This is a genomic window from Ruegeria sp. O11, assembly GCF_056535285.1.
Window position 1 is genome coordinate 241,206 of sequence record NZ_JBQERS010000001.1, and the last position, 25,829, is coordinate 267,034.

Here is a 25,829-nt window from a genome sequence, read left to right on the forward strand (position 1 = left end):
TCGAATGCGCTAAACCCTTTTTGCGGCGCTGAGCCAATATTGGTCCACTAGCGCAGCTGGCGCGTATCTTTTGTACTACCACTCACGGCGGCCCGCGTTGTCGGCCCATACCTTTACTCATCGGCAGCGCGGGTTCCAGATACGCCCATGCGTTTCCCGTGAGCTCTAGTAATATAGGTAATGGGAGTAGAAACATGACTAATATATCGAATGTTAAATCGACGTGGGATTCAGTAATGAATGAAACTAAGAATCCTTTGAAAAATCAGTCCCTTCCCACTGCCCATTTGCTGATGCAAATGCTGGCCTGGATGTGGAGCGCTATCTTTTCGCTCATGGTAGGCAGCTATTTTGTTTTCGGCGTAACGGCTGCAGCTCACACAATGCTAATAGCCGGTCTTTTCATAACCTTGCTGGTGTTCCAAAAGTCTGAAGCAGCTAGTCCTGATCCACAGTAAACCGCATGGCTCATGACATACCCGGATTGGGGGGCAGCTTAGTGGCGTTTTGTGCTGTCAACAGAAAGGCGCAAAACTTCCTTCTTCGTTCTGAGCGCTTTTTGCCAGACAATTTAGGCAGCCTTTGGTTTCAAAGCGGTCGCAATCAACAAAGCTTATCGTTTGAACAAAACATCCTGAGCTGACCTGTCCCGATGATCCCCACGCAGCTCGGCATGCAGTGCGCGACCGGCCTGAACGCCTGGGCGGGCGCTCATCATCTCAAGCCAGCGTGTGAAGTGCGGTTTGTCCTCCAGTACCTGCTGCTGACCCTCCCACAAGCTCGCCCAGCCCCAGATCGACATGTCGGCGATCGAGTAGAAATCGCCCGCAACAAATTCATTTTCGGCCAGACGCCGGTCCAGAACGCCGTATAGACGCCCGACCTCGGTGCGGTAACGATCTTTTGGATAGGGTAGGTCCTGCGGAGGGTCCAGTTGAGGGGCGTATTTCAGGAAGTGATGCGCCTGTCCGGCCATGGGGCCGACGCCACCCATTTGCCACATCAGCCATTCTTCGACGGCGATCCGGTCACGCTCGGTTTTGCCGTAAAACCGCCCAGTCTTGCGGGCGAGGTACATCAGGATTGCACCGCTTTCAAAGACGGATACCGGTGCACCGTCAGGGCCGTCCGGGTCGACGATAGCAGGCATTCGGTTGTTGGGTGAGATCTTCAGGAATTCGGGATCGAACTGATCGCCCTTGCCGATGTTGATCAAGTGGGTTTCATAGGGCAGCTCCATCTCTTCCAAAGCGATGGACACTTTCCAGCCGTTGGGCGTGGGCCAGAAATATAGATCGATCATGGGGCCTCCTCAGGTTGAAGCGATGATGAAGCTTTTTGAGCAAACGGCAAGAGCCTGCTCGGGCCATTTACGAAAGCGTGACCCGAAGCGGGACGGGCTTGACGAGGCCTGGGACGGGGCGTAAATGCATGCCTACCACGTGGCGATTTGTTACCGGATTGCGGGCCACGCTAAACAACACCGCTAAAAGGTCAGGATGAAAGACCCCTTTCGCTTGGCCGCGTCTGGGGTTTTTTGTTTGCCTCCCAAGCGGGGCCGAAAGGAATGAGATGAGCGAAAGCTGGAACAAACGCACCCAAGCCGTCCATGGCGGCATCCGTCGCAGTCAGTACAATGAGGTTTCCGAGGCGATCTTTCTGACACAAGGGTTTGTCTACGAAAACGCTGAGCAGGCCGAGGCCCGGTTTATCGAAAGCGGCCCGGATGAGTTCATCTATGCCCGCTACGGCAACCCCACCGTTTCAATGTTCGAGCAACGTATAGCGGCTTTGGAAGGCGGGGAGGATGCGTTTGCCACCGCCTCGGGCATGGCGGCTGTGAACGGTGCGCTGACTTCGATGTTGAAAGCTGGCGACCATGTGGTTTCAGCCAAAGCTCTGTTTGGGTCCTGCCTGTATATCCTTGAAAACATCCTGACTCGGTTCGGTGTTGAGGTGACGTTTGTGGACGGTACCGATCTGGTCGCATGGGAGGCTGCGCTCCGACCTGACACCAAGGCGGTATTCTTCGAATCCATGTCGAATCCGACGCTTGAGGTGATCGATATCGCCGGTGTGTCGAAACTGGCCCACGCGGTTGGTGCCGTTGTAATCGTAGACAACGTATTCTCGACGCCGGTGTTCTCGCGTGCGATTGAGCAGGGCGCGGATGTGGTTGTCTATTCGGCAACCAAGCATATTGACGGGCAGGGCCGCGCGCTGGGCGGTGTGATCATCGGCACCAAGGATTTCATCCGTGGCACGGTCGAACCCTACATGAAACACACCGGCGGAGCACTGAGCCCGTTTAACGCCTGGATCATGGTCAAAGGTCTTGAAACCATGGCCCTGCGCGTGAATGCGCAGGCAGACAGCGCCCAGAAGATTGCTGAGGCGCTTGAAGGGCATCCCGCACTAGAGAGGACACTGTTCCCCGGCCTTAAGACGCACCCGCAGAACGCATTGGTGCAGGATCAGCTGGGCGGCAAAGGCGGCACGGTTCTGTCGCTGGATATCAAGGGCGACAAAGCCGCAGCGTTTGCGTTCCTGAATGCGCTCACGATCCCGGTGATCTCGAACAATTTGGGTGACGCCAAGTCGATCGCGACGCACCCGGCCACCACCACGCATCAGCGCCTGAGCGAAGAACAACGCGATGAGTTGGGAATTACGCCGGGCCTGATCCGCCTGTCGGTCGGGCTTGAGGATGCCGGGGATCTGCTGGCGGATATCCAGCGCGCGCTGGAGGTATCTCAGGGCTAGCGCCGCGCCGGGAATTCATGGTCAGGCGGGTGTGAACCGCCTGATCCGGCGTTTTTGGTTGTAATGTGACGATTTCTCGCCTCGAATTTCGATCCGGGCTGCTATCCCGCGCGTATCGTTCAGGACTGGTAATTAAACCTCGGTGGTATATAACCGTCGGCCTAGCAAGGGATCCGTGCCAATGAACATTCATCCGCGCGACATCAACGAAACACCCGATCACGATCAAGCCGCCGCAGCGCTAAAGGTACTGCGCGAATGGGCGAAATCGGCCTCGGCGGCCGAAATCAGCCAGCTTGATCCAGCGGTGGCGCAGCTTGTTCCGGGTTTACAGCCGTCAAACTATCCTGCTTTGTCGCGCGAATATCCCGAAAGCTTTGAGGCAGATGTAGCCTACAGGGCCACCTTGCCCGATTTGCAGAACGGGCCGTCCAGCCTGATCCGGGGGTCGAAGCAGCAGATCCAGCATGTCGGCATCTCGAATTTTCGCCTGCCGATCCGGTTCCACCGCAAAAGCGGTGCCGAGCTGACACTTGAGACCTCGGTCACCGGATCTGTCAGCCTTGAGGCCGAAAAGAAGGGCATCAACATGTCCCGGATCATGCGGTCTTTCTACAAGCACGCCGAGCGCACCTTTAGTTTTGAGGTGATGGAGGCAGCGCTGAACGACTATCTGTCCGATCTGGACAGTTTGGATGCGCGGATTCAGATGCGGTTTTCCTATCCCGACCGGATCGAGAGCCTGCGTTCGGGATTGTCCGGTTACCAGTATTACGACATCGCGCTGGAACTGGTTGATCGGGGCGGAGAGCGTCTAAAGATCATGCATCTCGACTATGTCTATTCGTCCACATGCCCCTGTTCACTGGAACTTAGCGAACACGCACGCGCCACACGTGGGCAGTTGGCAACGCCGCACTCGCAGCGCTCAGTCGCGCGCATTTCGGTCGTGGTAGATTGCAACGCGGATTGCCTGTGGTTCGAAGATCTGATCGCGCTCTGTCGCCGTGCGGTGCCAACCGAAACGCAGGTGATGGTCAAGCGCGAGGATGAACAGGCATTTGCTGAGCTGAATGCGGCCAACCCCATTTTCGTTGAAGATGCCGCGCGTCTGTTCTGCGCCGAGTTGCAGGCCGATCATCATGTCGGCGATTTCCGCGTGATTGCCAGCCATCAGGAAAGCCTGCACAGCCATGATGCGGTCTCGATTTTGACCGAAGGTCCAACGTTCGAAACGGCTAGCCTGGACCCGCGTTTGTTCACGACGCTGTTTCATGTGGGCTGATTGACCCCACGGAAGCTGCTGGAAAAACGATCATAAATCCCGCATGGGCGCTTTTTTGCCGCAACGCAGCAAATAATGCTGCATCTGCACCTCAATTTGCGATAGGTTGCACCTGAGTGCAGCTGCTGCACCTCCGCAAAATCCGGATGGTGCAGCCCGAAAGGAAGCCGGGACGTGCAACGCCTTGGACCGCCAACCTGCAAATCCGCCCGGACGATTGGGGCGGGTGGGGTCTTTTACTCATTTTCCCGCTGCCTCGGTTTTATCAGGAGAGACATGCAATGAATCCGATTACTCAACCGCTTGAGTTTCAGGCAGCGGCCATCCGGATGGCCGGTTACGCAATGGCCAGTCAGATTGAGATCATGCAGATCATGACCCGCGCGGCTTTTGATCTGCCGATGACACCTCTTCACGGACTGAAGACAGCCGAGGCACCCGCTCCGGTTGCCCGCAAAGCGGCGACACCAGCAACACGAAAGCCAGCCAGGCCGGCTGCTAAAACCAAGGTTGCAGCAAAGCATAAAGCTGAGCCGAAAACCAAAGCGGCACCTAAGCCAAAGGCGGCGGCTAAGTCCGCGGTGGTACCAGTGCCGAAAGCGGCGGCTCCTAAGGTTGCGGCCGCTGCACCTATGGCGACCCCTGCGGCCAAACCGGCTGTGAAAACAGCACGGGCCAAGGCCAAGGTACCTGCGAAACCCGCCTCGAAATCGGCCAAGCCAGTATCAACGGCGGCCAAGGCGGTCGCTGAGTTCAAATCCTCCGCGCAGGCCAAGGCACAACCGGCTGCCGCAGCGCCGAAAGCATCGGCAAAAACGGCAAAAGCTGGGCTCAAGGCACCTGCGGCAGCTAAGCCTGCTCCCGTAAAGCCCGCGCCTGCAAAAGCTGCGCCTCAGGTCACAGTGGCCCCGAAACCTGCCGTGGCAAAGCCTGCGCCGCAGAAACCCGCAGCTGCGTCGGCTGAGCAGGCCAAACCAGCGCAGCGTCGTGCACGCGCCCCGTCGAAGCCACCCGCGATGCCGGGCTCTGAGGCAAAATCCGACAGTTAACGCCGATCATCTGCTTGACACCATCGGGTTGGCGCGCCAACGCTGCCCGTCATGATGGATCTTCGCCCGGTCGGATATGTGATTGGCCTGCTGGTCGCCATTCTAGGGGCGACCATGCTGCTGCCCATGCTTGTCGACATGATCGAGGGGCGGGGCGAGTGGCATGTTTTCTTTGAAAGCGCGGTCATCACGCTGTTGACTGGCAGTGTTCTTGCGATGAGTTGTTCGAACGGGGTGGGGGAAGGTCTGACCATCCGTCAGACCTTTTTGTTGACCTCGGGTGTCTGGGTCGCACTGCCGGTTTTTGGCGCCATACCCTTTGTGTTCGGCGAGACCGAGCTCCGCTTTGTTGATGCATATTTCGAGGCGATGTCGGGGCTGACCACCACCGGGTCGACTGTGATCTCGGGGCTGGATGATCTGCCGCGTGGCCTGTTGTTGTGGCGGGGGGTCCTGCAATGGCTGGGTGGCATTGGCATCATCGTTGTCGCAATGGTTTTCCTACCCGAACTGCGCGTAGGCGGAATGCAGATCTTCCGCTCGGAAGGATTTGAAACTATGGGGAAGATCCTTCCTCGTGCGCAAGAAATTGCAGGTCAGATTTCCCTGATCTATGTCGTTCTCACAGTGGTCTGCACCCTCGTATATGCCGGTCTTGGGATGAGCTTCTTTGACGCTCTGGTCCATGCGCTGACCACTATTTCCACCGGCGGGTTCTCCAACTATGATGCATCATTCGGGACTTTTTCGGGACCTGCTGAATACGCCGCCGCCGTTTTCATGATCCTCGCAGCCTTGCCATTCGTACGCTATGTCCAATTTGCCAACGGCAATACGAGTTCGCTTTGGCAAGACAGTCAGATCAGGGCATTTCTGGCAACGATTGCGGTTCTTGTGGTTCTCATGTCGATATTCCTGACATCGGTCTTTCCACACCATTGGGAACAAGCGTTCCGCGAGTCGCTGTTCAATATCACTTCGATCATCTCGGGTACCGGCTATGCCAGCGTTGATTATATGGGCTGGGGCAGCTTCCCGATCATGCTGTTCTTCCTGATCGGCCTAATTGGCGGTTGTGCGGGGTCTACCGCATGTTCGATCAAGGTGTTCCGCTATCAGTTGCTGTTTGCCTCGATCAAAACGCAGATCAGCCGCATCCGGTCTCCGCATGGTGTGTTCGTGCCGCGATATGACGGGCGACCCATAGGGCGCGATGTTCTGACCTCGGTCATGAGCTATTTTATGTTCTTCGCACTTTCGATGGGGGTGCTGTCCTGGGCTCTGGCACTGACTGGACTGGACTTTATCACCTCGGTTTCGGGTGCCGCAACTGCACTGGCCAATGTGGGTCCTGGGTTGGGTGATCAGATCGGCCCTGCAGGAAACTTTGCCGGACTCAACGACAGCGCGAAATGGATGCTGATTGTAGGTATGTTGGTTGGGCGGCTAGAGCTGCTTGCCGTTTACGCAATATTTACTGTTCAATTCTGGAGAGACTAATGAAGCGACCGCTTGGTGCGCAGATATCGCACATGTTAAAAGATCGCGGCGTTGATGTGATTTTTGGAATTCCCGGCGTTCATAATCAGGAAATGTACCGTGGTATCGAAGAAGCTGGCATAACGCATGTTCTGGCGCGCCACGAACAAGGCGCTGGGTTCATGGCCGATGGATACGCGCGCGCTTCTGGCAAGCCTGGTGTGGCTTATGTGATCACCGGTCCCGGCCTGTGCAACATCATGACGCCAATGGGCCAGGCCTATTCGGATTCAGTTCCAATGCTGGTGTTGTCCTCTTGCCTTGACGATGTTCAGTCACGGAGTGGACAGTTGCACCAGATGAAAGATCAACGCGGCGCAGCGGACACCGTGGCAGACTGGTCCTGCCAGGCAGACGATGCGCAGGCCGCATATCGGTTGGTTGAACGAGCGTTCGAAGACTTTGAGTTGTCGCGACCACGGCCCAAGCATATCCAGATCCCAATTGCTCAGCTGGAAGCTGAAGCTGAGCCGGCACCATTCCCGAACCAACCCGCCTTGCGTACCAAGGCGTTGCCGCCCGATGTCGCTCCTGTTTTGTCTTTGCTCAATATTGCGCAGCGGCCATTGTTCATTCTAGGCGGTGGTAGCCGCTCCAACCTGTGGCGGCAGATCCTGACGGAGCTAGGTGCTGCCTGTTTCACCACATTTGCCGGACGAGGGCTTGTTGGGGCCAACTATCCGCTGGATTTCGGATCGATGTTGCCTCGTCCGGGCAGCGCCGAGGTGATCGCCTCGGCCGATCTTGTTGTTGTTGTCGGGGCAGAGCTGGGAGAGGTTGATTTGTGGCGTGATCGATTGGGCCATTCCGCCCAGCTGGTACGCGTTGATCTCGACCCCGAAGTGTTGTCCGACCACCATAGGGCGACAGTCAAGATTCAGGCTGATGGCGAAAGCTTCGCATATGCGTTGTGGCAATCCGTCGAAAAGGTTCAACCGGCAGGCGGATGGTCCCAGGATGAAGTAAGTGAGGCACGCGCGCGCTGGCGTGCGGAAATCAACGCCGAACTACCGGGCATCGTTCAGGTGTCCGACGCGCTGCGCGAGGCGATGCCGGTCGAGACGATGATCTATTCGGATATGACGCAGTTCGCTTATGTCTCGAAAGAGATCTGGGACATGCATTATCCTTATCACTGGCATCACCCAACTGGGTTCGGCACACTGGGATATGCTCTGCCCGCAGGCATCGGTGGTGCCATGGCGCGACGTGGAAAACCCACAGCGGTGATCGCGGGCGACTATGGTTTCCACTACACGATGCAAGAGCTTGGCGTCGCAGTGGAGTTGGGCCTGCCTCTGCCCATTATTCTATGGGACAATGGCAAGCTGAAAGCGATCGAAGATAGCATGGTGCGCAGTCAGATCGCGCCCAACGCGGTGATCGCGCGCAATCCGGATTTCTGCAAACTGGCCGAGGCCTTCGGGGCTCGATCGGCAGAACCGGGTAATCTGGATGAGATGCAGGCGGTAGTTCGCAAGGCGTTTACTGCTAACGGCCCAACTCTGATCAGAATTACGCCGGAAATTCTGTGAGGCATGAAAAAAGGCGCTGCACCTCGGTCCAGCGCCTTTTCAGTGATGTCAGATATTCAGTCCCAGCAATGAACTAATACAGTCATTCCACTGGCCCGGCGGCTTAGCTCGTTTGGTGAGATCTGGGTCGAGTTTTGTGCGGTTTGGCCGGAAACACCCGCCTTGTTCAGGACTTCTGTCAGGCGATCGACATTTGCCGCAAGGCTAACCGAGTCGGGCAGGGTGCGTCCCTCAGATGGGGTGGGTAGCAGCATGCCGACCACGTTGCCGCTGTCATCAAAGACCGGCCCGCCCGCATCCCCGGGCTGCGCGGCCAGCGCTAAACGTTTGACGCCATCTTCGCCGTTCAAGCCGCGAAGATCGGCGATCTCGCCAAAGGTCAGGGTGGGGGCACCCAAAGCGCCTTCGTAAGAAAAGCCCGAAACGGCGACCTGAGACTGAATACGGGGTTGGTCTGATTGGAATTCGGCGACGCTGATTGGGGCCAGTGTCTGGCTGGGGCGCAAAACGGAAACGCCAAGATCAGCGTCTTGCCATGCGACCTGAACCTCCTGGCCACCGTCCAGAGTGATGCGGTTACAGCTGTCGGAAGCCTCCGAAACAGTCAGGACTGTCCCGTTGCTATCGGCGTAGAAGCCGGATCGCGACAGTCGCGGTTTGCGGACCTGAAGACCCGAGACCAGATCAATGCGTTGTTCGGCCTCTGCCCCGGCACTGGCATCGAGCACCGCATCCGTTGGGGTGAAGCTAGCGCGCATTGCGGCCAGAACGCGGGCGCGTCGCGCTTCATCGCCTTCAGGCCAAACCAGAGTGAACCCCTTGATCTTCCCGTCCTTCAAGGCCGCCTGAGTGTACGAGGTTATTCCCTGGCCGCGCCCCTCTATCGTAAAACTGTTCCCGCGTAAGGCGCGTTTGCCATCAAGCGGAACAATCTCAAGCGATTGCATCACCTGATACAGCGCCCGAAGGGTGGCGGGTGAACCTTCCTGGCTGATCAACAGCGCTTGAGCGTCCAGATCCGAGGCGGGTTTGAAATGCGCAAAGGGGGCTTCATAGCGGTCAAATGCAATCACGCCCAGAGGCATGTCCAACTCGATCCCCGCTTGAACGTCGGAATATCGCGCCGAGCCGACGCTGATCAGCGGTGCGTTGTAGTCGTCCATCAGCGTCTTGCGCTGCAATGTTGTCAGAACGCCAGTTGCCTCAAACCCGTTGAAGCTTTGCCAATCGCTCATCGAGCGACGAGTACCCTGACCAAACGCACCGTCGATGGTCGAGTTGTAGAAGCCGGCCGCCTGCAGCGCAGTCTGCAGGTCCTTGCGTTCCTGAGCCGTCAGCAGGCGTTCACCCTGCAGGGCTTCCGAACGCGTTTCGTCTGCGTCCTGCAAGCTCAAACCAATCGCTGGCTGTTCTGGTTGCTGTTCCGGCTGTACGGGTGCGTTGATCACACCCCGTTCAAGAATGTTGGCTCCAACAGGCCAGAACTGCTGAGCCAGCGCATTGGAAAAAGCGATGAAACTGTCTGACGGTATCTGGCGTTCAGCCCGGTAGACCCGCAATACCTGCTCGGCGTCATCGCGAATATATGGCCCGATTACAATGGCATACCAGCCCGAGTTCAGGCGAAACCCGTTCACATCTGGCAGGGCGTTTGCGTAAGCCTGAGCACGCTCCTGCGCTTCGCGAAGCGAGGGCTGTGCCTCAATCTGGATCCAAACGCCGGCGTCTTGTTGGGCGAAAGCGGCGCGAAGACCGAAGAAGAGAAAGAATGTAATTACCGTAAATACGCGTGTCATTGTCTGCCCGTTTTATGCAGTGTTTTCACTTTGCCGCAGAGTACGCGGAATCGCGACCCGATGGCCATGCCCGGAATACGGGGAATTCTGGGTGTGGCTGCTCAGCGACAGCCAGTGCCGTTTGGCCCGTTGACGCCCCTTGGTGGCTTGCATAGGAAGGGCCAAACCCACTGAAACAGGGCGCAAATGGCGTCCAAGGGAAATGTCATGACCGAACCCAAAAGCGCTCCTCGTTCATTTCAGGAGATTATCCTGCGGCTTCAGACCTATTGGGCGTCGAAGGGCTGTGCGATCCTGCAGCCCTATGACATGGAGGTTGGCGCGGGTACGTTCCATCCGGCAACCACCCTGCGTGCGCTGGGATCCAAGGCTTGGGCCGCGGCCTACGTTCAGCCCTCACGCCGCCCGACGGACGGGCGCTATGGCGAGAACCCGAACCGGTTGCAGCATTACTATCAGTATCAGGTGCTGATCAAACCCAGCCCGCCGGATCTGCAAGAGCTTTATCTGGGCAGTCTTGAGGCGATCGGCATCGACATGGACCTGCATGATATCAGGTTCGTCGAGGATGACTGGGAAAGCCCTACGCTGGGTGCGTGGGGACTGGGTTGGGAAGTTTGGTGTGATGGCATGGAAGTCAGCCAGTTCACCTATTTCCAGCAGGTCGGGGGCCACGACTGTACGCCGGTTTCGGGCGAGTTGACCTATGGGTTGGAGCGTCTGGCGATGTATGTACTGGGCATCGATCATGTGATGGATATGCCGTTCAACGATCCGCAATCACCCAGTCCGCTATCTTATGGCGACATCTTCAAGCAAACCGAAGAGGAATACGCCCGCTGGAACTTTGATGTGGCCAATACCGAGGTCCTGCTGCGCCACTTCGAAGAGGCCGAGGCCGAATGCGCGTCCATTCTGGCGCAGGAACATGATGACCCGAAGACGGGCAAGCGCATCATCATGGCGCATCCTGCATACGATCAGTGCATCAAGGCCAGCCACATCTTCAATCTGCTTGACGCGCGAGGCGTGATCTCGGTGACCGAACGGCAGGCCTATATCGGTCGCGTTCGCGCTTTGGCCAAGCAATGCGCCGATGCGTTCGTGCAGACCGAGGCCGCCGGGTTCGAGGTTTGATGCAGCGTCTAGGCAAGACCGGGCAACAACGCCTTCAGGCCGTCTGCGATCATGCTGATTGCGATGGCCGCAAGGATCATGCCCATGAAGCGGCTCATGATCACACGGGCATTGTCGGACAGCCGTTTGGCCAGCGCCGATGCGTTCCAGAACGTGCCCAGAAGCAAAGCGACGACAAACAGAAATACGCCTGCATAGACAATGGCTTCGACCGGCGTCTTGATATGATGCGTGTAGAGGATCATGGTCGTGATCGTGCCGGGGCCGACCAGTATCGGAAAGGCCAAGGGATAGAAGGCAACCGTTTCGGGGGCCGGGTAGGATTTCTTTTCTCCGTCGGTTCCGTGGTGCGAGCTGCTTTCGTTTCCGTTCAGCATGTTCAGCCCGATCATCAGGACGACAAGGCCACCGGCGACACGCAGGTCATCGACGCTGATGCCGAACAGCCCAAGCACCTGACTGCCAATCGCAGCGAAGGCTCCACCAAGGATCAAGCAGTAGAGCGCGGTTTTCACAGCCACTTTGCGTTGATCCGAAACGGGCAGGTCTTGCGTAACACTCAGGAACACAGGCAGGTTGGTAATCGGATTCATGATCGCGAACAGCGCGCCGAAAAATCCGACGGCAAGGGTGGTTTCCATGCGTGTAGCCTCGTTTCTGCTCGTACTGATTTGAAACCTGTCCTATTTTCTGTGAACTTGAAAGAGGCGGCGTAAACGATGACTGGAAAACTGCTTGCGCTGATGCTTGTGATTTCTGCCGTTCTGGCAGGGGCAGGGATGTATTATCTGCAGGTCTATGGGTTCTATTATGAGGTCGAGCCGCGCCCGGGCCAGGATGTGGTATTGCTGGCACGAGGGGCGGAGGCTCCCGAACCCATCGCATATACTGGTTTCAAGGCCATTGACGCCGACAGCTCTCCGATCCGGTATAGGGCCTGTTTCGAAACTGAGATGATGCCGGATCAGATGGTGGATTTCATCCCTGTCGAGAACCCCGAGCCATTGACTGCGCCGGGATGGTTTGACTGCTACGACGCGGTTGCGCTTGCCGATGCGTTGAAAACAGGGCAGGCGCAGGCCTTCATGGGCGCCAAGAACATCCATTATGGAGTCGATCGGATCGTCGCCGTTACACAGGATGGTAAAGGCTACATCTGGCACGCACTAAACAATTGCGGTGAAAAGGCCTATGACGGCACGGTCGTGGGCGAGGAATGCCCACCCAGACCCGAGGGTTGACGCAGATGGGTACGGTTGTTGAAATTCCGGAGTTCCTGACCGCAACGCTGGGCTTTGCGGTTTACCTGTTGGGGGCCGAGATTAACGCCCGCGTTGCGTCCTTGCGCAGCTTCAACATCCCCGAGCCGGTGACCGGGGGCCTTTTGGCCTCGCTGGTGGTGTTGGCTCTGTATCTTGGATTTGGCATTGAGCTGTCATTTGGCTTGACCGCGCGCGATTTCCTACTGGTTCTGTTCTTTGCCGGGATTGGCCTGAACGCCCGCCTGTCCGATTTGATCGCGGGCGGTAAGCCATTGCTATTGCTGATTATTTTGACGCTTCTAACCATCGTTGCGCAGAATGTGATCGGCGCTGCGGGGGCCGTGATGTTCGGATATCCGGCGCAAGCCGGGGTACTGTTCGGGTCTGCTGCGCTGATCGGGGGGCACGGGACCGCGATCGCCTGGGCTCCCGAAGTTGCGGACGCCACTGGTTTGAGCGGCGCAACCGAGTTGGGGGTTGCAGTGGCCACATTGGGCCTGGTGCTGGCCGCCTTGGTCGGTGGGCCGATTGCGCGACTGCTGATCGAAGGGCGCAAGCTCAGCCCCGAACGACCGGGGGAAGAGCATACGGTGGGCCTGCCCAATGAGGTCGACCCGAAGTCCGAGATTGATCATCTGACAATCATGCGCGTGCTTCTGCACCTAAACCTTGCGATCATCTCGGGTTACATCCTGAGTGAGGCGATCACCGCCGCCGGGCTAAAGTTGCCCTTGTTCGTGCCCTGCCTGATCATGGGCATTGTCATTGCAAACCTGCGCTCCGCGCTTGCTCCGAATGCACCGCCGGTGTCGCGTACGCCCTCGCTGGCGCTGATCTCGGAATTTGCGCTGGGGGCGTTTCTGGCGATGTCACTGATGAGCCTGCAACTGTGGACCATCGCTGAGCTGGGCCTTGCGATCGCGGTGATCATGACCGCTCAGACGCTGTTTGCAGTCGTGTTCGTTATCTGGGCACTGTTCCCGCTGATGGGATCAAATTACCGCGCCGCCGTTCTGGCCGCCGGGTTCGGAGGTTTCGCTCTGGGTGCGACCCCGACCGCTATCGCGAATATGACCGCCGTAACCAAGCGATATGGGCCTTCACCTATTGCCTTTATCGTGCTGCCCCTTGTATCCGCATTCTTTGTGGATATCGCCAATGCCATCGTCATCCAGACGATTGTCAATTTCTAAGGACCGACTATGCCCGACCTGCTGATCGAACTGTTCTCCGAAGAGATCCCCGCGCGGATGCAAGCCCGCGCCGGTGAGGATCTGAAAAAGCGGATCACGGACGGTTTGGTCGAGGCTGGTTTGACCTATGCCTCTGCCGCTGCACTGACGACGCCGCGTCGCCTGACGCTGGCTATTGAGGGCCTGCTTGCGGAAAGCCCTACGATCCGCGAAGAGCGCAAAGGCCCCAAGGTAGGCGCGCCTGACAAAGCCATTGAAGGTTTTCTGCGCGGCGCTGGTCTGACCCGAGATCAGTTGGAAGAGCGCGACACGCCCAAAGGCGCAGTCTATTTCGCCACCATCGAAAAGGCGGGCCGCCCGGCCGCTGAAATCATCGCCGAGGTTTTGGAAGCTACCATTCGAAACTTTCCCTGGCCCAAATCGATGCGCTGGGGGGCTGGATCGATGCGGTGGGTACGGCCTTTGCACTCGATCCTGTGTATCCTGACAGATGAGGCAGGCGTGCAGGTCGTGCCGCTTGAGGTCGAGGGGATCACATCCGGTGACACGACTGAGGGCCACCGTTTCATGGCTCCGAACCGGTTTTCTGTCACATCCTTCGAGGATTACGCCGCCAAGCTGAAACGCGCCTTTGTGGTTCTGTCGCCCGAGGAGCGTGTCGAGCATATCTGGAACGACGCCCAGAACATGGCCTTTGCCGCCGGTCTGGAAGTGGTCGATGACAAGGGTCTGCTGGCCGAGGTGGCCGGTCTGGTCGAATGGCCCGTTGTACTGATGGGGCAGATTGATGAGGAGTTTCTTGAGCTGCCGCCCGAGGTGTTGCAGACCTCGATGAAGGAACACCAAAAGTTCTTTTCCGTGAAGAACCCCAAGACGGGGCGGATCGAACGGTTTATCACCGTTGCCAACCGCGAAACCGCCGACAATGGTGCGACCATTCTGGCAGGGAACCAGAAGGTGCTGTCGGCGCGTCTGGCGGATGCCAAGTTCTTCTGGGAGAACGACTTGCGCATCGCCAAATCGGACATCACCCAATGGACCCGCGCGCTGGAGAATGTGACCTTCCAAAACAAGCTGGGTACACAGGCCGAGCGGATCGACCGCATCGCCGCACTGGCCCGCGAACTGGCTCCGGTAACCGGAGCGGATGCCGATCAGGCTGAGAAAGCCGCGCGTTTGGCCAAGGCTGATTTGAACTCCGAAATGGTCTATGAATTCCCTGAACTTCAGGGGCTTATGGGGCGGTATTACATCGAAGCGGCAGGCGAGGATGCCGCAGTGGCCGCCGTGGCGCAGGAACATTATTCGCCGCTGGGGCCATCGGACGATGTGCCAACCGCGCCGCTGTCGGTGACCGTGGCACTGGCCGACAAGTTGGACACGCTGACCGGATTCTGGTCGATTGATGAGAAGCCGACTGGCTCGAAAGATCCGTTTGCGTTGCGTCGTTCGGCATTAGGGGTAATTCGACTAATTGTGAATAACGATCTGCGTCTTCGGTTGGACCGTTTCTTCGATAGCCAACTGGTTCGAGCAGAAAGCGCTATCAATGACGCCTTACCCGAAACGAATGTCCGCGATCTCTTGGAAGAAATCGCAGAACATGGTGTCTTTGGTGCTTCATTCCAGACAGTCAAAGAAAAGCTTGAAGGACTGCCCGCAAAAGCATTTCTCGAGCTTGAGAAAAAGGTTCCCGACGCGTCTGACGATCTCCTTTCTTTCTTCCACGACCGCCTCAAAGTCTTCCTCCGAGACGAAGGCATCCGCCATGATGTCATCGACGCCTGTATCGCGATGGAGGGGAATGACGACCTCAACCTGTTGGTCAAACGTGCGCGTGCTCTGAACGCGGTGATTGCGACCGAGGATGGAGAGAACCTCGTGCAGGGGTTCAAGCGGGCCAACAATATCTTGTCTCAGGCGGAAGAGAAGGATGGGGTGGAATACTCCTACGGTGCGGATGTGAAACTTGCCGAAACCGACAGCGAGAAGGCTCTGTTTGCAGCACTCGACGCAGCGGAGGCTAAGATCGATCCTGCGCTGAAGGCGGAAGATTTCCCGGCAGCGATGGCGGCAATGGCCGAACTGCGCGGGCCGGTGGATGCGTTCTTTGAGGATGTGCAGGTCAACACCGACAATGACATCCTGCGCCGCAATCGTCTGAACCTGCTGAGCCAGATCCGCAAGGTCTGTTCCAGCGTCGCTGATCTGACCCGGATCGAAGGATAACGCCCTTGCGCCATGGGCGCAGGGCCTTATGCTGCGGGCAAACCAAAAGGTGCCGCAGTGCAGAATAATCCGCATACCACGCTTATCACTCCGAAAGCGCCCGTTGCCGCCAATACCCATGGCGGCCGGGCGAAGTGCCTGCAACGACTGGTTCGGCTGGACATGCCGGTGCCGCGCACGGTGGCGCTGTCTTTTGACGCGGTGCAGCGCATCGCGGAAGGTCAAGTTCCTGACATCGCCGCCATTCTGGAACAATTCGATGCCGAGGCGCTGCTGTGCGTACGGCCTAGTTCAGAAGACCCCGATTGGGGTGGCCCGGGCGCAGTGCTGAACATCGGTATGAATGATGCACGTTATCTCGACCGATCGGCGGATATGGGCGCAGATGCGGCGGCGGCGCTCTATCTTCGGTTCGTGCAGAGCTACGCGTTGCATGTGGCCCGTCTGGACCCGGATGTATTCGATGATATCGAGACGGATGGTCGCGAAGGGCTGAGCTTGTCTCTGCGCGCGTATGAAGATGAGACCGACGAGGTCTTCCCTCAGGATCGGGGTGAGCAGTTGATCGGTGTCTTGCGGTCGATGGCACGGGCGTGGGATGGAACCTCGGCCCGGTTGCTGCGACAGGCCAAAGGGGCACCCGCAGATGCTGGGCTTGGACTGGTGATTCAGGAAATGATCCCGGGCGTGGGGCAAGGCGAATGTGGCTCGGGTGTACTGCAACTGATTGATCCGGCAACGGGCATGCCTCAGATCACTGGGCGCTATCTGAGCCAGAGCCAGGGGCGAGATGCGCTCGGCGAAGGCGTTGCTGCGTTGTATCTTGAGAAGGATGAGCGCGGACCATCACTGGAAGACGTGGCACCCGAAGCTTTCGCGGATCTCAAAGCCAATGCTGCCTTGATGCGAGAGAAGCTGCGCGAAGAGATGCAGGTCGAGTTTGTCGTTCAGAACGGGCAGGTACATATTCTGGATGGTGTCCGGGTGCCACGCGGATCGCGCGCAGGCATGCGGATTGCGGTGCGTTTGGCCGAGGACGGGATCATCCCGCCGCAAGAGGCTGTGATGCGCATCGACCCGCACTCGCTGAATGAACTGCTGCACCGTCAGGTTCACCCAGACGCTGAACGTGATGTTCTGGCCACGGCCATCGCCGCAAGCCCGGGCGCTGCGACAGGTCGGATTGTATTTACCGCAGCCGAAGCGCAGGCCAGCGCTGCGCGGGGTGAACCTTGTATTCTTGTGCGCCGTGAAACTTCGCCCGAGGATGTGCGGGGAATGCATGCCTCGGTTGCGGTGTTGACCGAAAAGGGTGGGATTACCAGCCATGCGGCGGTGATCGGCCGAGGTTTGGGGCTGCCTTGTATTGTCGGCGCGTCCGAGATGCGGTTTCAAACCAAGAAAAAGCTGCTGAACGCTCCGGATGGGCGGGTGTTCAAAACAGGAGACATTCTGACCATCGACGGCACGTCCGGGCAGGTTCTGGCAGGCCAGCCGGAGATGCTTGAGGCAGCGCTGGATGATTGCTTTCAAACCTTGATGGGGTGGGCCGACGCCGAGCGGGACATTGCGATCCGCGCGAATGCCGATACGCCTGCCGATGCGCAGACTGCGCGGAATTTTCAAGCAGAAGGGATCGGGCTTTGCCGGACGGAGCACATGTTCTTTGATCCGGGTCGTCTGACCGTGATGCGCGAGATGATTTTTGCGCAAACGCCATCGGGGCGCGCTGCGGTGCTGGAACGCCTACTGCCGATGCAGCGGCAGGATTTTGTACAGCTGTTTCGGATCATGGAGGGGCAGCCGGTTTGCATCCGCCTGTTCGATCCGCCGTTGCATGAATTCCTGCCCACAACCCGTAGCGGACAGAGAGAGCTGGCTGAGGCGCTGGACTTGCCTGTTTCGGATGTCGAGCGTCGGGTCGAGGCGATGAGCGAATACAACCCCATGCTGGGGCTGCGTGGCGTACGTCTGGGCGTGACTGTACCCGAAATCTACGACATGCAGGCGCGCGCGATCTTCGAAGCAACGTTGGAGGCCAGCAAGGAAGGCGCACCCGTGGTGCCCGAGGTGATGATCCCGCTGGTTTCGGCCAAGCGCGAGGTCGAGCTGGTTAAAACCCGGATCGATACGGTCGCGGCCGAGGTTGCCTCGGAGCAAGGGCAGGAATTCGACTATCGGCTGGGCGTGATGGTGGAAACGCCCCGGGCCTGTCTGCGCGCGAATGAGATTTCCCCGCATTCCGCCTTTCTTAGCTTTGGGACCAACGATTTGACTCAGATGACCTATGGATTGTCGCGCGACGATGCGGGGCGGTTCATGTCGGCTTACGTGAATTTGGGGGTCTTCAATGAAGATCCGTTCCACGTTCTTGATGGGGACGGGGTTGGCGAATTGCTGAAGCTTGGGGCCGAACGTGGTCGGGAAGCTCAGCCAGACGTTACGCTTTCAGTATGTGGTGAACATGGTGGTAACCCCGAATCAATCGCCATCTGCCGAGCTTTGGGGTTTGACTACGTGTCCTGCTCTCCCTTCCGAGTTCCGGTCGCTAGGCTGTCTGCCGCTCAACTGGCGATTTCGTCCAAACTTGGGGGTTGACTAACTGTCCACTACCTAGAAATAGTGGCGAAGTAATTGCCTCGCTGTCGATGAGAATCGTTGGCGTAGGCGATTTTTTACTTGCATCTACTTGAAAACTGGACCTCTGCCTCGAAGTGGGGTATGTGCCTCGTCGCGCCCGCCGGGGGAGGGTATGGCGCGTTTGTGCCTGTGCGAGGTTATCTGATGAGACGCTACATAATGGCTGTCGCCGTGGGGGCCGCAGCCGTGCTGCCAAGTTTGTTGTTCGCCGAACGGCAGAACGATGAAAAACCTGTTGAACTGGTTGCCCGGAACGAGCTGCCAGCGCAGAACTTTCGCGACTATCTTACGCTGTTCAAGCCGCGTAAGGCACCGGAAAAGGTTGAAATCTCTTACACCAAAGGTTGGTTGGATCAGCAGCCCAGCGCAAACGGAGATGAACATTTCCGTTGTCTTGCCGAGGCGCTGTATTTCGAAGCCCGTGGTGAAAGCGTACGCGGACAATTTGCAGTAGCCGAAGTGATCATGAACCGCGTCGAAAGTGGCCGCTTTCCGGATTCGCTTTGTGGTGTGATCAAGCAGGGAACCGGTAAGAAGTATCAGTGCCAGTTTACTTACACCTGCGATGGCCACAAAGAGGTCATCCACGAAAAGCGTGCTTACGAGCGTGTCGCCAAGGTTGCCCGTGCGGCGATTGATGGCGTTGCTGAAGAGATGACAGCGGGTGCTACACACTATCACACCAAGGCAGTTCGCCCGTCCTGGTCACGGGTTTACAAGGAAACTGCGCGGATTGGTGTGCATATCTTCTACAAGCACAACTATCGCACTGCCAGCAACTGATTGACGCACCAGCGCTGGAAGGGTGCTGGCCCCAGGCGTTTTACCGACTATGTTGCGAGCCAGGAGGCTCGTAATGACCATATCACGCCGACAGTTTCTACATTCGACCTTGGCCTTGTCGATGATGCCACGCGTGGCGATGGCATCAGCCTCAGAGTTGGTGGCACAGATTTCCATGCAGCAGATCGCGCCCCAAGGGTATCCGGAAACTCCGATCTGGAGTTACGGCGGTGGTGTTCCGGGTAGCGAAATCCGTGTTCCACAGGGCGCCCGGGTGCGTCGCAAGCTTGTTAACATGCTGCCCCAACCAACGACTGTTCACTGGCATGGCATCCGGATTGACAATGCGATGGATGGAGTGCCCGGTCTGACGCAGGAGGTTGTGCAGCCGAAGGCTAGTTTTGACTATGATTTCGAGGTGCCGGATGCGGGGACCTATTGGTACCACGCGCATAATCAATCTATGGAGCAGGTCGCGCGAGGGCTTTATGGCCCTTTGATCGTCGAAGAGGCCAGCGGACCCGATGTTGATCAAGACCTGACCCTGATGCTGGACGATTGGCGCCTTGACCCCGAAAGCGCAGAGATTTCAGACGATTTCGACAATGTTCATGATCTGAGCCATGCGGGTCGGCTGGGCAACCTTGTAACGGTGAACGGAAAGTTTGACCCTTCATATCCGGTACAGACGTCTGAACGATTACGCTTACGGTTGATCAATGCGGCGAATGCCCGGGTATTCGACGTCACGCTCGACGGGCTCGCCGGCTCGATCGTGGCGCTTGACGGTATGCCGCTTGAGGTTCCATTGCGGGTTAAAAACAGTTTCCCATTGGCACCCGCGCAGCGGGCCGACCTGATCGTTGATGTTTTGGCGAACTCGGGCCAGGCGGCTAGCATTGTCAGCGTGGAGAGGGACGGCGCATACGGATTGCTCAAGTTTGACGTGTCAGGAGTTTCCTCACGTGTTGCGCGCACTAAAATTGATCCGCTACCGGTAAATCGGATGCCCGAAATTACGCTGCATAACACTCCGCTGCATCGTATGGCGATGCAAGGTGGGGCAATGCGCTGGCTGGAGAGCGCCAACTTGGGCGATACGGAGCTTTCAGGTCGTGAGTTGGCACAGCTTGGGCGACTCTGGGCATTGAACGGATATGCAGAGCGGCCGGATGATCCGTTTCTGGATGTGCGATTAGGATCGGTTCATCGGATTGAATTTGCAAATGAAACGGCATTTCCACATGCCATGCATCTGCATGGGCACCATTTCCGCATAATCTTGCAGGACGGTACGCTGGGGCCGTGGCGTGACACTGTTCTGGTCGAGCGTGGGCAGGTGCGGCAGGTGGCGCTTGTCGCCGACAATCCAGGCAACTGGCTGTTGCATTGTCACATGCTAGGCCATGCGGCATCGGGAATGATGAGCTGGTTTCGGGTCACGTAACGCCGCAATCGATAGCTGGAAAGGCGCATGTTACGGTGCTATACGCCCGCGAAACGCCTAAAGTGGGCTGATCAGTCCACCGAGCCCGAAAAGGTCCGACGTATGAGCTCTGAAATCCGCCTTGCCTTCGCGCATCCCTCTGAGCGGTCCGAGGCAACCGCACCTCGCGGCCCTTTGGATCGTATTTCTTTGCGGGATCACATTGTCGAAGTTGAGATCGGCGCCTTTCAGGCTGAACGTGGCACAACCCAACGTATCTGTTTCAACATCGTCGTGGAAGTGCGCCCGCTTAGTGATCCTATTGATGATGATGTGGATCGCATCCTGTCATACGACAGAGTGACCGAAGCGATAGCGTTCGAGCTGGCGGCTGAGCGATTGAATCTTCTGGAAACACTGGCTGACCGTGTGGCTGAGCGAATATTGCTTGAGCCTCAGGCCGTAAGAGCCTTTGTTCGAATTGAAAAATTGGATCGTGGCCCCGGTGCGCTGGGAGTCGAGATCGTCCGCGGAAAGGATGCGGTGCATCACGACGTGACCGAAGAAGAGCGGCCTCATCCACGGCTTGTTTTCCTGTCAAATGCCGCGATTGAATCCGAAAACCTGGCTGGTTGGATCGATCAGCTCGAGAACCGGCAGCGCCCGCTGATCTTGTGTGTTGGCGCCTCTGATCTGGCGGTGTCGCAGACTGGCCATGCCATGACGCAACGCAGGATTGATCTGCTGGCGATCGAGCAGAACGCCTGGGTGTTGGCCGCAAGGGATTTCCGTTGCGTAGTCGTCTCGACACGGACCGAGTTGGATTGGGCGATGAAAAACGGTCAGATATGCGTTTGGGCGCCGTCGAAAGTAGTGTTGGATGCGGTAGATGGCCCGTCTGCGGCACCGTCGGATGCAGTGGCGCTGGCTGCGTGGTTCGCGGCAACATTTGAAGCCAGCGAAATGCTGGTGATCGGCGGAGACCTTCCCGAGGCCCCTAAAACGCCATTGCGTGCAATTCCGGTCGAACAGGCGCAACTGTGACCGTCTACTACCGTCCTTTGGTTCAGCACGGTGACCTTCGTCCTGACGGAGCGATGTCATTGGCAGGTCAGAAGCTGTGGTTTACACAAGCCGAAAAGATCGAACGCGGAAAAATCAAGAAGGTCGTGGATGTCTCTGATATTCCAGAGGAACATCTGGTTCGATTTGTCCACCCGCGCACCGCGATAGCCGGGCTTGATATGGCGCAGCCTCAGATCATGGGCATTCTGAACGCGACGCCCGATAGCTTCTCGGATGGAGGGGTGCATAACTCGATTGACACAGCGCGCACCGCTGCGGTCGAGATGGTGGCGCATGGTGCAAGCATTCTGGATATCGGCGGCGAATCCACACGCCCCGGAGCTGATTTCGTGCCGGAGGACGAAGAAATTGCGCGTACGCGCCCCCTGATCGAGGCGATCCGCTCCGAAACCGATGCGTTAATCTCGATCGATACTCGTAAAGCCAGCGTTGCCAAAGTTGCGCATCAGGCTGGCGCGGGGTTGATCAATGATGTGTCTGGGTTCACTTTCGACCCGCAACTTGCGCCATTTTGCGCACAGATCGAGGCTCCGGTCTGCGTAATGCATATGCAGGGTGATCCGGCCACGATGCAGGATGACCCGCAATATGACGACGTATTATTGGACGTTTACGATTTCCTAGATGGGCAAATCACTGAATTGGAACGGCGGGGCCTGAACCGCGATCTGATTATCGTCGATCCCGGCATCGGGTTTGGCAAAAACACAGACCACAACCTAACCCTTTTGCGTAATCTCAGCCTGTTCCACGGGTTAGGCTGCCCAATTCTGTTAGGCGTATCGCGCAAAGGGTTCATTGGCGAGATCGGCAAAGAGTCGCGCAAGGATTCCCGCGCGCCGGGATCAATCGCGGTTGCTCTGGCGGGAATATCACAGGGCGTGCAGATTGTGCGGGTACATGACGTGGTCGAGACGGCTCAGGCCTTGCGTCTATGGGCCGCCGTCCGGTAATCCGGACACAAGGAATTTCAGGAGAACGACTTATGCGCAAGCTGTTTGGAACCGACGGAGTGCGGGGCACCGCCAACACGCACCCGATGACGGCGGAAATGGCATTGCGTATCGGTGCAGCTGTGGGTCGGTATTTTCGCCGGGATGCGTCAGGCGTGCATCGGGTGGTCATTGGTAAGGACACAAGGCTGTCTGGCTATATGCTGGAAAACGCGTTGACGGCGGGCCTGACCTCTACGGGCATGAATGTGCTGTTGCTGGGGCCGGTGCCGACGCCCGCAGTCGGGTTGATGACTCGTTCGATGCGTGCAGATTTGGGCGTGATGATCTCGGCCAGCCACAATCCGGCGATCGACAATGGTATCAAGTTTTTTGGGCCAGATGGCTTCAAATTGTCTGATCAGGCAGAGATTGAGATCGAACGGCTGATCGAAGAAGGCGTAAGCCCCGCGCAGGCACAGAATATCGGCCGTGCGCGTCGGGTCGATGATGCGCGCTTTCGTTACGGAGAGCGGGTGAAATCCTCGTTGCCGCGCGATCTGCGGCTGGACGGGCTGAAGGTCGTGATCGACTGCGCAAATGGGGCGGCGCATCGGACAGCGCCCGAGGTTCTGTGGGAGCTGGGTGCGGATGTGATCCCGGTTGGGACTGCACCTGACGGCAAGAATATCAACCTCGATTGCGGCTCGACACAGCCCCGCGTTGCGGCCGAGACCGTGGTGTCGCATGGCGCCGATGTCGGCATCTGTCTAGATGGTGACGCCGACCGGGTGGTTGTGATCGACGAAACCGGCACCGTAGCTGATGGGGATCAACTGATGGCCCTTTTGGCTTCCTCGTGGTCTCGCGCTGATCAGCTCAAAGGCGGTGCGCTGGTGGCAACGGTGATGTCAAACCTCGGTTTGGAACGATATCTGGCGGGCCAAGGGCTGCGGTTGGAACGCACTGCCGTTGGTGACCGGTATGTAGTCGAACGGATGCGCGAAGGTGGCTTCAATCTGGGCGGTGAACAATCGGGCCATATTGTTATGAGCGATTATGCCACAACCGGCGACGGGCTTATGGCAGGGCTCCATTTTCTGGCCGAGATGGTACAGACCGGAAAGAAGGCCTCAGAACTGTCGCGCCAGTTTGAGACGGTGCCGCAACTGCTGAAAAATGTGCGTTTTAGTGCCGGTCAGGCGCCGCTTGAGGCCGCCAGCGTCCAAAGTGCTATTTCCGACGCCGAAGCACGCCTGAACGGTCAGGGACGCCTGTTGATCCGCAAATCGGGAACCGAACCTTTGATCCGGGTTATGGCTGAATGCGAAGATTCCACCCTGCTGAACCAGGTTGTTGATGGGATTGTGGCCGAGGTCGAGGCCGCCACTGGCTAACGCCTGATCAGCATTTTGCGCAGGCTGAACCATTGGCTGATCGCCAAACCGGTTAGAATCATGAGTAGAGCGATGTAGAAGCGCAGAGGCAAAGCCTCGGACAGAATCCACGCTCCGAAGATCATTGACCAGATGGGCACCTGATAATTCACCAAGGTCATAAAAACCGATCCGGCGCTACGGATGATCGACACGCGAAGCAGTGTGGCGAAGGCTGTTGGTATCAGCCCCAGAATTATGATGGCAAGTCCTGAGCGCGTGCCTTGCCATGTGGGTGTTCCTTCAGTCATCAGCATGATCGGTAACAAGATCACTGCCCCAACGACCAGTGTCAGTGCAGACAACGTTATCGGGTCAATTGGCGGGCAGCGGCGAGTGATAACGGATGAACTGGCATAGCAGAATGCGGCGCCGATACAGGCAAGCTGTGCCAGTGGCTCGGCCCCTTGGCCCAGCTGTGCCAGGCCGGGGCCGATCAGAACAAGCGCACCGGAAAATCCCAGCGATACCCCGACCAAGCGGCGCAGGTTCATCGGCTCATCCGAAAAGAAATGTGCCAATGGCAGCACCATGAGCGGAACCGCGGCCATCGACAGGCCCGCAAATGCCGATGGCACATATTGCTGGCCCCAACTCAGCAACACAAAGGGCAGGGCGGTAGAAAGCACTCCGATAACAGTGACGAACCACCAAAGTTGAGCACTCATCGCGGGCATGTTGCGCCGTGTGATCCACATCAACAGCAGCAGTGAGACCGCGCCCAGAGTTGTGCGCGCGGTGGCCACAGTAATGGGGCCATAGCCTTCAAGAGCTATGGCCACGACCATGAAAGTGGCCCCCCAGATGAGGCCGAGTGCTGCGATGCCGCTCCAGTCGCGGTGGTCGGGTTGTTGAACCATTCCATCCCCTTATCCTGCGATCAGGTCCGTGTCACGACGCGATCTTGACTTTATGTAAGTATTTGCTTACCGTTAGTTATGACTTACCAAGATACGTTCTATGCATTAGGTGATCCGACCCGTCGGCAGGTGTTCGAAGCGGTAGCTGACGAGCCCCGTGCAGTAGGTGAACTGGCAGGTGAATTGCCCGTTAGTCGCCCTGCAGTATCCCAGCATCTGAAAGTGCTTTCCGACGCCGGTTTGGTCGAATGCCGCGCTGAAGGCACCCGACGGATTTATGCGGCGCGGCCCGGCGGGCTGAATGAAATGCGGGCGTGGTTTGAGCGCTACTGGTCTGATGTTCTGGAAAGCTTCGCAATTGAGGTAAATGAAGGGGGGCAGGACATATGACGGATCCAATCATCAAAACTGTAGTTGTAAATGCAGCGCCACAACAGGCTTTCGACATATTCGTCAAGCGCACAGCATCATGGTGGCCACTGAACCGGCACGCGGTATCAGCAGGGGCGGGCAAGGCGGCTTTGGGTGTCGTGATTGAAACTGAAGTTGGCGGCGCAGTCTATGAAGTGATGCATGATGGCGCACGGGCCAAATGGGGGGAGGTTCTGGATTATGAGGTCGGTCGCCACTTTGCTATGAGCTGGCATCCGGGCACTGATCCAGACAAACAGACCCGCGTCGAGGTGAAGTTCGAGGAACATGGGCAGGGACAAACCAAAGTTACGTTGACCCATTCTGGTTGGGAGGTCTGGGCCGCTGAGGCACAAACCAAGCGAGATGGCTATAACAGTGGCTGGGATTATGTACTTGCGACCTGTTTTGCCGATGCGGTGGGCAAATGAAAAGGGCGGCCACATGGGCCGCCCTTTCACTAACAG

Annotated in this window: 22 protein-coding genes and 1 riboswitch; of the genes, 18 read left to right on the top strand and 4 right to left on the bottom strand. The window is 57.7% G+C overall.

Features of this window, described 5'->3' with window-relative positions; translation table 11 throughout:
• Nucleotides 1-194 precede the first annotated feature (194 nt).
• Complete coding sequence (locus ACRZ91_RS01270) at nucleotides 195-458, top strand: hypothetical protein (protein WP_480901987.1); 264 nt, start codon at nucleotides 195-197, stop codon at nucleotides 456-458.
• Between the two features lie 155 nt (nucleotides 459-613).
• Here ACRZ91_RS01270 and ACRZ91_RS01275 read toward each other — a convergent pair whose 3' ends face one another.
• Nucleotides 614-1,303 carry a glutathione S-transferase N-terminal domain-containing protein gene (locus ACRZ91_RS01275; protein WP_170770364.1) on the bottom strand — a complete coding sequence of 230 codons (690 nt, stop codon included), beginning with the start codon at nucleotides 1,301-1,303 and terminating at the stop codon, nucleotides 614-616.
• Between the two features lie 129 nt (nucleotides 1,304-1,432).
• A riboswitch (SAM riboswitch) is annotated at nucleotides 1,433-1,510 on the top strand.
• Nucleotides 1,511-1,572: 62 nt separating this feature from the next.
• On the opposite strand from ACRZ91_RS01275, the gene metZ reads away from it, so the two are divergent.
• The 5 genes from metZ to ACRZ91_RS01300 all read left to right on the top strand — a co-directional run bounded on the left by metZ (nucleotide 1,573) and on the right by ACRZ91_RS01300 (nucleotide 8,171).
• On the top strand, nucleotides 1,573-2,763 hold the full coding sequence (gene metZ, locus ACRZ91_RS01280) for an O-succinylhomoserine sulfhydrylase (RefSeq protein ID WP_480901989.1): 1,191 nt from the start codon (nucleotides 1,573-1,575) through the stop codon (nucleotides 2,761-2,763).
• A 181-nt stretch (nucleotides 2,764-2,944) separates the two neighbouring features.
• Entirely contained in the window at nucleotides 2,945-4,048 is a 1,104-nt protein-coding gene (gene folE2 / locus ACRZ91_RS01285) for a GTP cyclohydrolase FolE2 (RefSeq protein WP_480901992.1), read from the top strand.
• A 281-nt stretch (nucleotides 4,049-4,329) separates the two neighbouring features.
• Nucleotides 4,330-5,097 (top strand): hypothetical protein, encoded by a 768-nt coding sequence (locus ACRZ91_RS01290; protein WP_480901994.1) that lies wholly within the window; start codon nucleotides 4,330-4,332, stop codon nucleotides 5,095-5,097.
• 51 nt (nucleotides 5,098-5,148) lie between these two features.
• Nucleotides 5,149-6,597, top strand: a complete 1,449-nt coding sequence (locus ACRZ91_RS01295; protein ID WP_480901996.1) for a TrkH family potassium uptake protein — start codon at nucleotides 5,149-5,151, stop codon at nucleotides 6,595-6,597.
• Nucleotides 6,597-8,171: a thiamine pyrophosphate-binding protein gene (locus ACRZ91_RS01300; RefSeq protein ID WP_480901998.1), complete on the top strand. Its 1,575-nt coding sequence runs from the start codon at nucleotides 6,597-6,599 to the stop codon at nucleotides 8,169-8,171. Before ACRZ91_RS01295 ends, ACRZ91_RS01300 begins: the two co-directional genes overlap by 1 nt.
• Before the next feature lie 56 nt (nucleotides 8,172-8,227).
• Here the strand turns inward: ACRZ91_RS01300 and ACRZ91_RS01305 are convergent, their stop codons facing one another.
• Nucleotides 8,228-9,967 carry a serine protease gene (locus ACRZ91_RS01305; RefSeq protein WP_480902000.1) on the bottom strand — a complete coding sequence of 580 codons (1,740 nt, stop codon included), beginning with the start codon at nucleotides 9,965-9,967 and terminating at the stop codon, nucleotides 8,228-8,230.
• A 207-nt stretch (nucleotides 9,968-10,174) separates the two neighbouring features.
• On the opposite strand from ACRZ91_RS01305, the gene ACRZ91_RS01310 reads away from it, so the two are divergent.
• On the top strand, nucleotides 10,175-11,104 hold the full coding sequence (locus ACRZ91_RS01310; RefSeq protein ID WP_170770375.1) for a glycine--tRNA ligase subunit alpha: 930 nt from the start codon (nucleotides 10,175-10,177) through the stop codon (nucleotides 11,102-11,104).
• An 8-nt stretch (nucleotides 11,105-11,112) separates the two neighbouring features.
• Here the strand turns inward: ACRZ91_RS01310 and ACRZ91_RS01315 are convergent, their stop codons facing one another.
• Nucleotides 11,113-11,745 (bottom strand): MarC family protein, encoded by a 633-nt coding sequence (locus ACRZ91_RS01315; protein WP_170539025.1) that lies wholly within the window; start codon nucleotides 11,743-11,745, stop codon nucleotides 11,113-11,115.
• Between the two features lie 78 nt (nucleotides 11,746-11,823).
• Here ACRZ91_RS01315 and ACRZ91_RS01320 point away from each other — a divergent pair, with 78 nt between their 5' ends.
• From ACRZ91_RS01320 to glmM, 9 genes are all read left to right on the top strand, one after another.
• Entirely contained in the window at nucleotides 11,824-12,345 is a 522-nt protein-coding gene (locus ACRZ91_RS01320) for a DUF6446 family protein (RefSeq protein WP_480902003.1), read from the top strand.
• The gene (gene gltS, locus ACRZ91_RS01325; RefSeq protein WP_480902005.1) at nucleotides 12,321-13,559 is read left to right on the top strand and encodes a sodium/glutamate symporter; all 1,239 of its coding nucleotides are present in this window, start codon (nucleotides 12,321-12,323) and stop codon (nucleotides 13,557-13,559) included. The genes ACRZ91_RS01320 and gltS overlap by 25 nt, the downstream gene beginning before the upstream one ends.
• A 9-nt stretch (nucleotides 13,560-13,568) precedes the next feature.
• On the top strand, nucleotides 13,569-15,788 hold the full coding sequence (gene glyS / locus ACRZ91_RS01330) for a glycine--tRNA ligase subunit beta (protein ID WP_480902007.1): 2,220 nt from the start codon (nucleotides 13,569-13,571) through the stop codon (nucleotides 15,786-15,788).
• Between the two features lie 12 nt (nucleotides 15,789-15,800).
• Complete coding sequence (locus ACRZ91_RS01335) at nucleotides 15,801-18,386, top strand: putative PEP-binding protein (protein WP_480902009.1); 2,586 nt, start codon at nucleotides 15,801-15,803, stop codon at nucleotides 18,384-18,386.
• A gap of 186 nt (nucleotides 18,387-18,572) precedes the next feature.
• Nucleotides 18,573-19,211, top strand: coding sequence for a cell wall hydrolase (locus ACRZ91_RS01340; RefSeq protein ID WP_170539031.1), 639 nt, complete (start codon nucleotides 18,573-18,575; stop codon nucleotides 19,209-19,211).
• 73 nt (nucleotides 19,212-19,284) lie between these two features.
• Nucleotides 19,285-20,658, top strand: coding sequence for a multicopper oxidase family protein (locus tag ACRZ91_RS01345; RefSeq protein WP_480902012.1), 1,374 nt, complete (start codon nucleotides 19,285-19,287; stop codon nucleotides 20,656-20,658).
• A gap of 102 nt (nucleotides 20,659-20,760) precedes the next feature.
• Complete coding sequence (locus tag ACRZ91_RS01350) at nucleotides 20,761-21,681, top strand: dihydroneopterin aldolase (RefSeq protein ID WP_170470864.1); 921 nt, start codon at nucleotides 20,761-20,763, stop codon at nucleotides 21,679-21,681.
• Nucleotides 21,678-22,676, top strand: coding sequence for a dihydropteroate synthase (gene folP, locus ACRZ91_RS01355; protein WP_480902014.1), 999 nt, complete (start codon nucleotides 21,678-21,680; stop codon nucleotides 22,674-22,676). The genes ACRZ91_RS01350 and folP overlap by 4 nt, the downstream gene beginning before the upstream one ends.
• A gap of 32 nt (nucleotides 22,677-22,708) precedes the next feature.
• Nucleotides 22,709-24,052 (top strand): phosphoglucosamine mutase, encoded by a 1,344-nt coding sequence (glmM, locus tag ACRZ91_RS01360; RefSeq protein ID WP_170770385.1) that lies wholly within the window; start codon nucleotides 22,709-22,711, stop codon nucleotides 24,050-24,052.
• Here the strand turns inward: glmM and ACRZ91_RS01365 are convergent.
• The gene (locus ACRZ91_RS01365; RefSeq protein ID WP_480902016.1) at nucleotides 24,049-24,951 is read right to left on the bottom strand and encodes a DMT family transporter; all 903 of its coding nucleotides are present in this window, start codon (nucleotides 24,949-24,951) and stop codon (nucleotides 24,049-24,051) included. The two genes, glmM and ACRZ91_RS01365, sit on opposite strands and share 4 nt — an antisense overlap.
• Nucleotides 24,952-25,029: 78 nt before the next feature.
• Between ACRZ91_RS01365 and ACRZ91_RS01370 the strand changes: the two genes are divergently transcribed.
• Complete coding sequence (locus ACRZ91_RS01370) at nucleotides 25,030-25,341, top strand: ArsR/SmtB family transcription factor (RefSeq protein ID WP_480902017.1); 312 nt, start codon at nucleotides 25,030-25,032, stop codon at nucleotides 25,339-25,341.
• Nucleotides 25,338-25,793 carry an SRPBCC domain-containing protein gene (locus ACRZ91_RS01375; RefSeq protein ID WP_480902019.1) on the top strand — a complete coding sequence of 152 codons (456 nt, stop codon included), beginning with the start codon at nucleotides 25,338-25,340 and terminating at the stop codon, nucleotides 25,791-25,793. Before ACRZ91_RS01370 ends, ACRZ91_RS01375 begins: the two co-directional genes overlap by 4 nt.
• The last annotated feature ends 36 nt before the right edge of the window (nucleotides 25,794-25,829 follow it).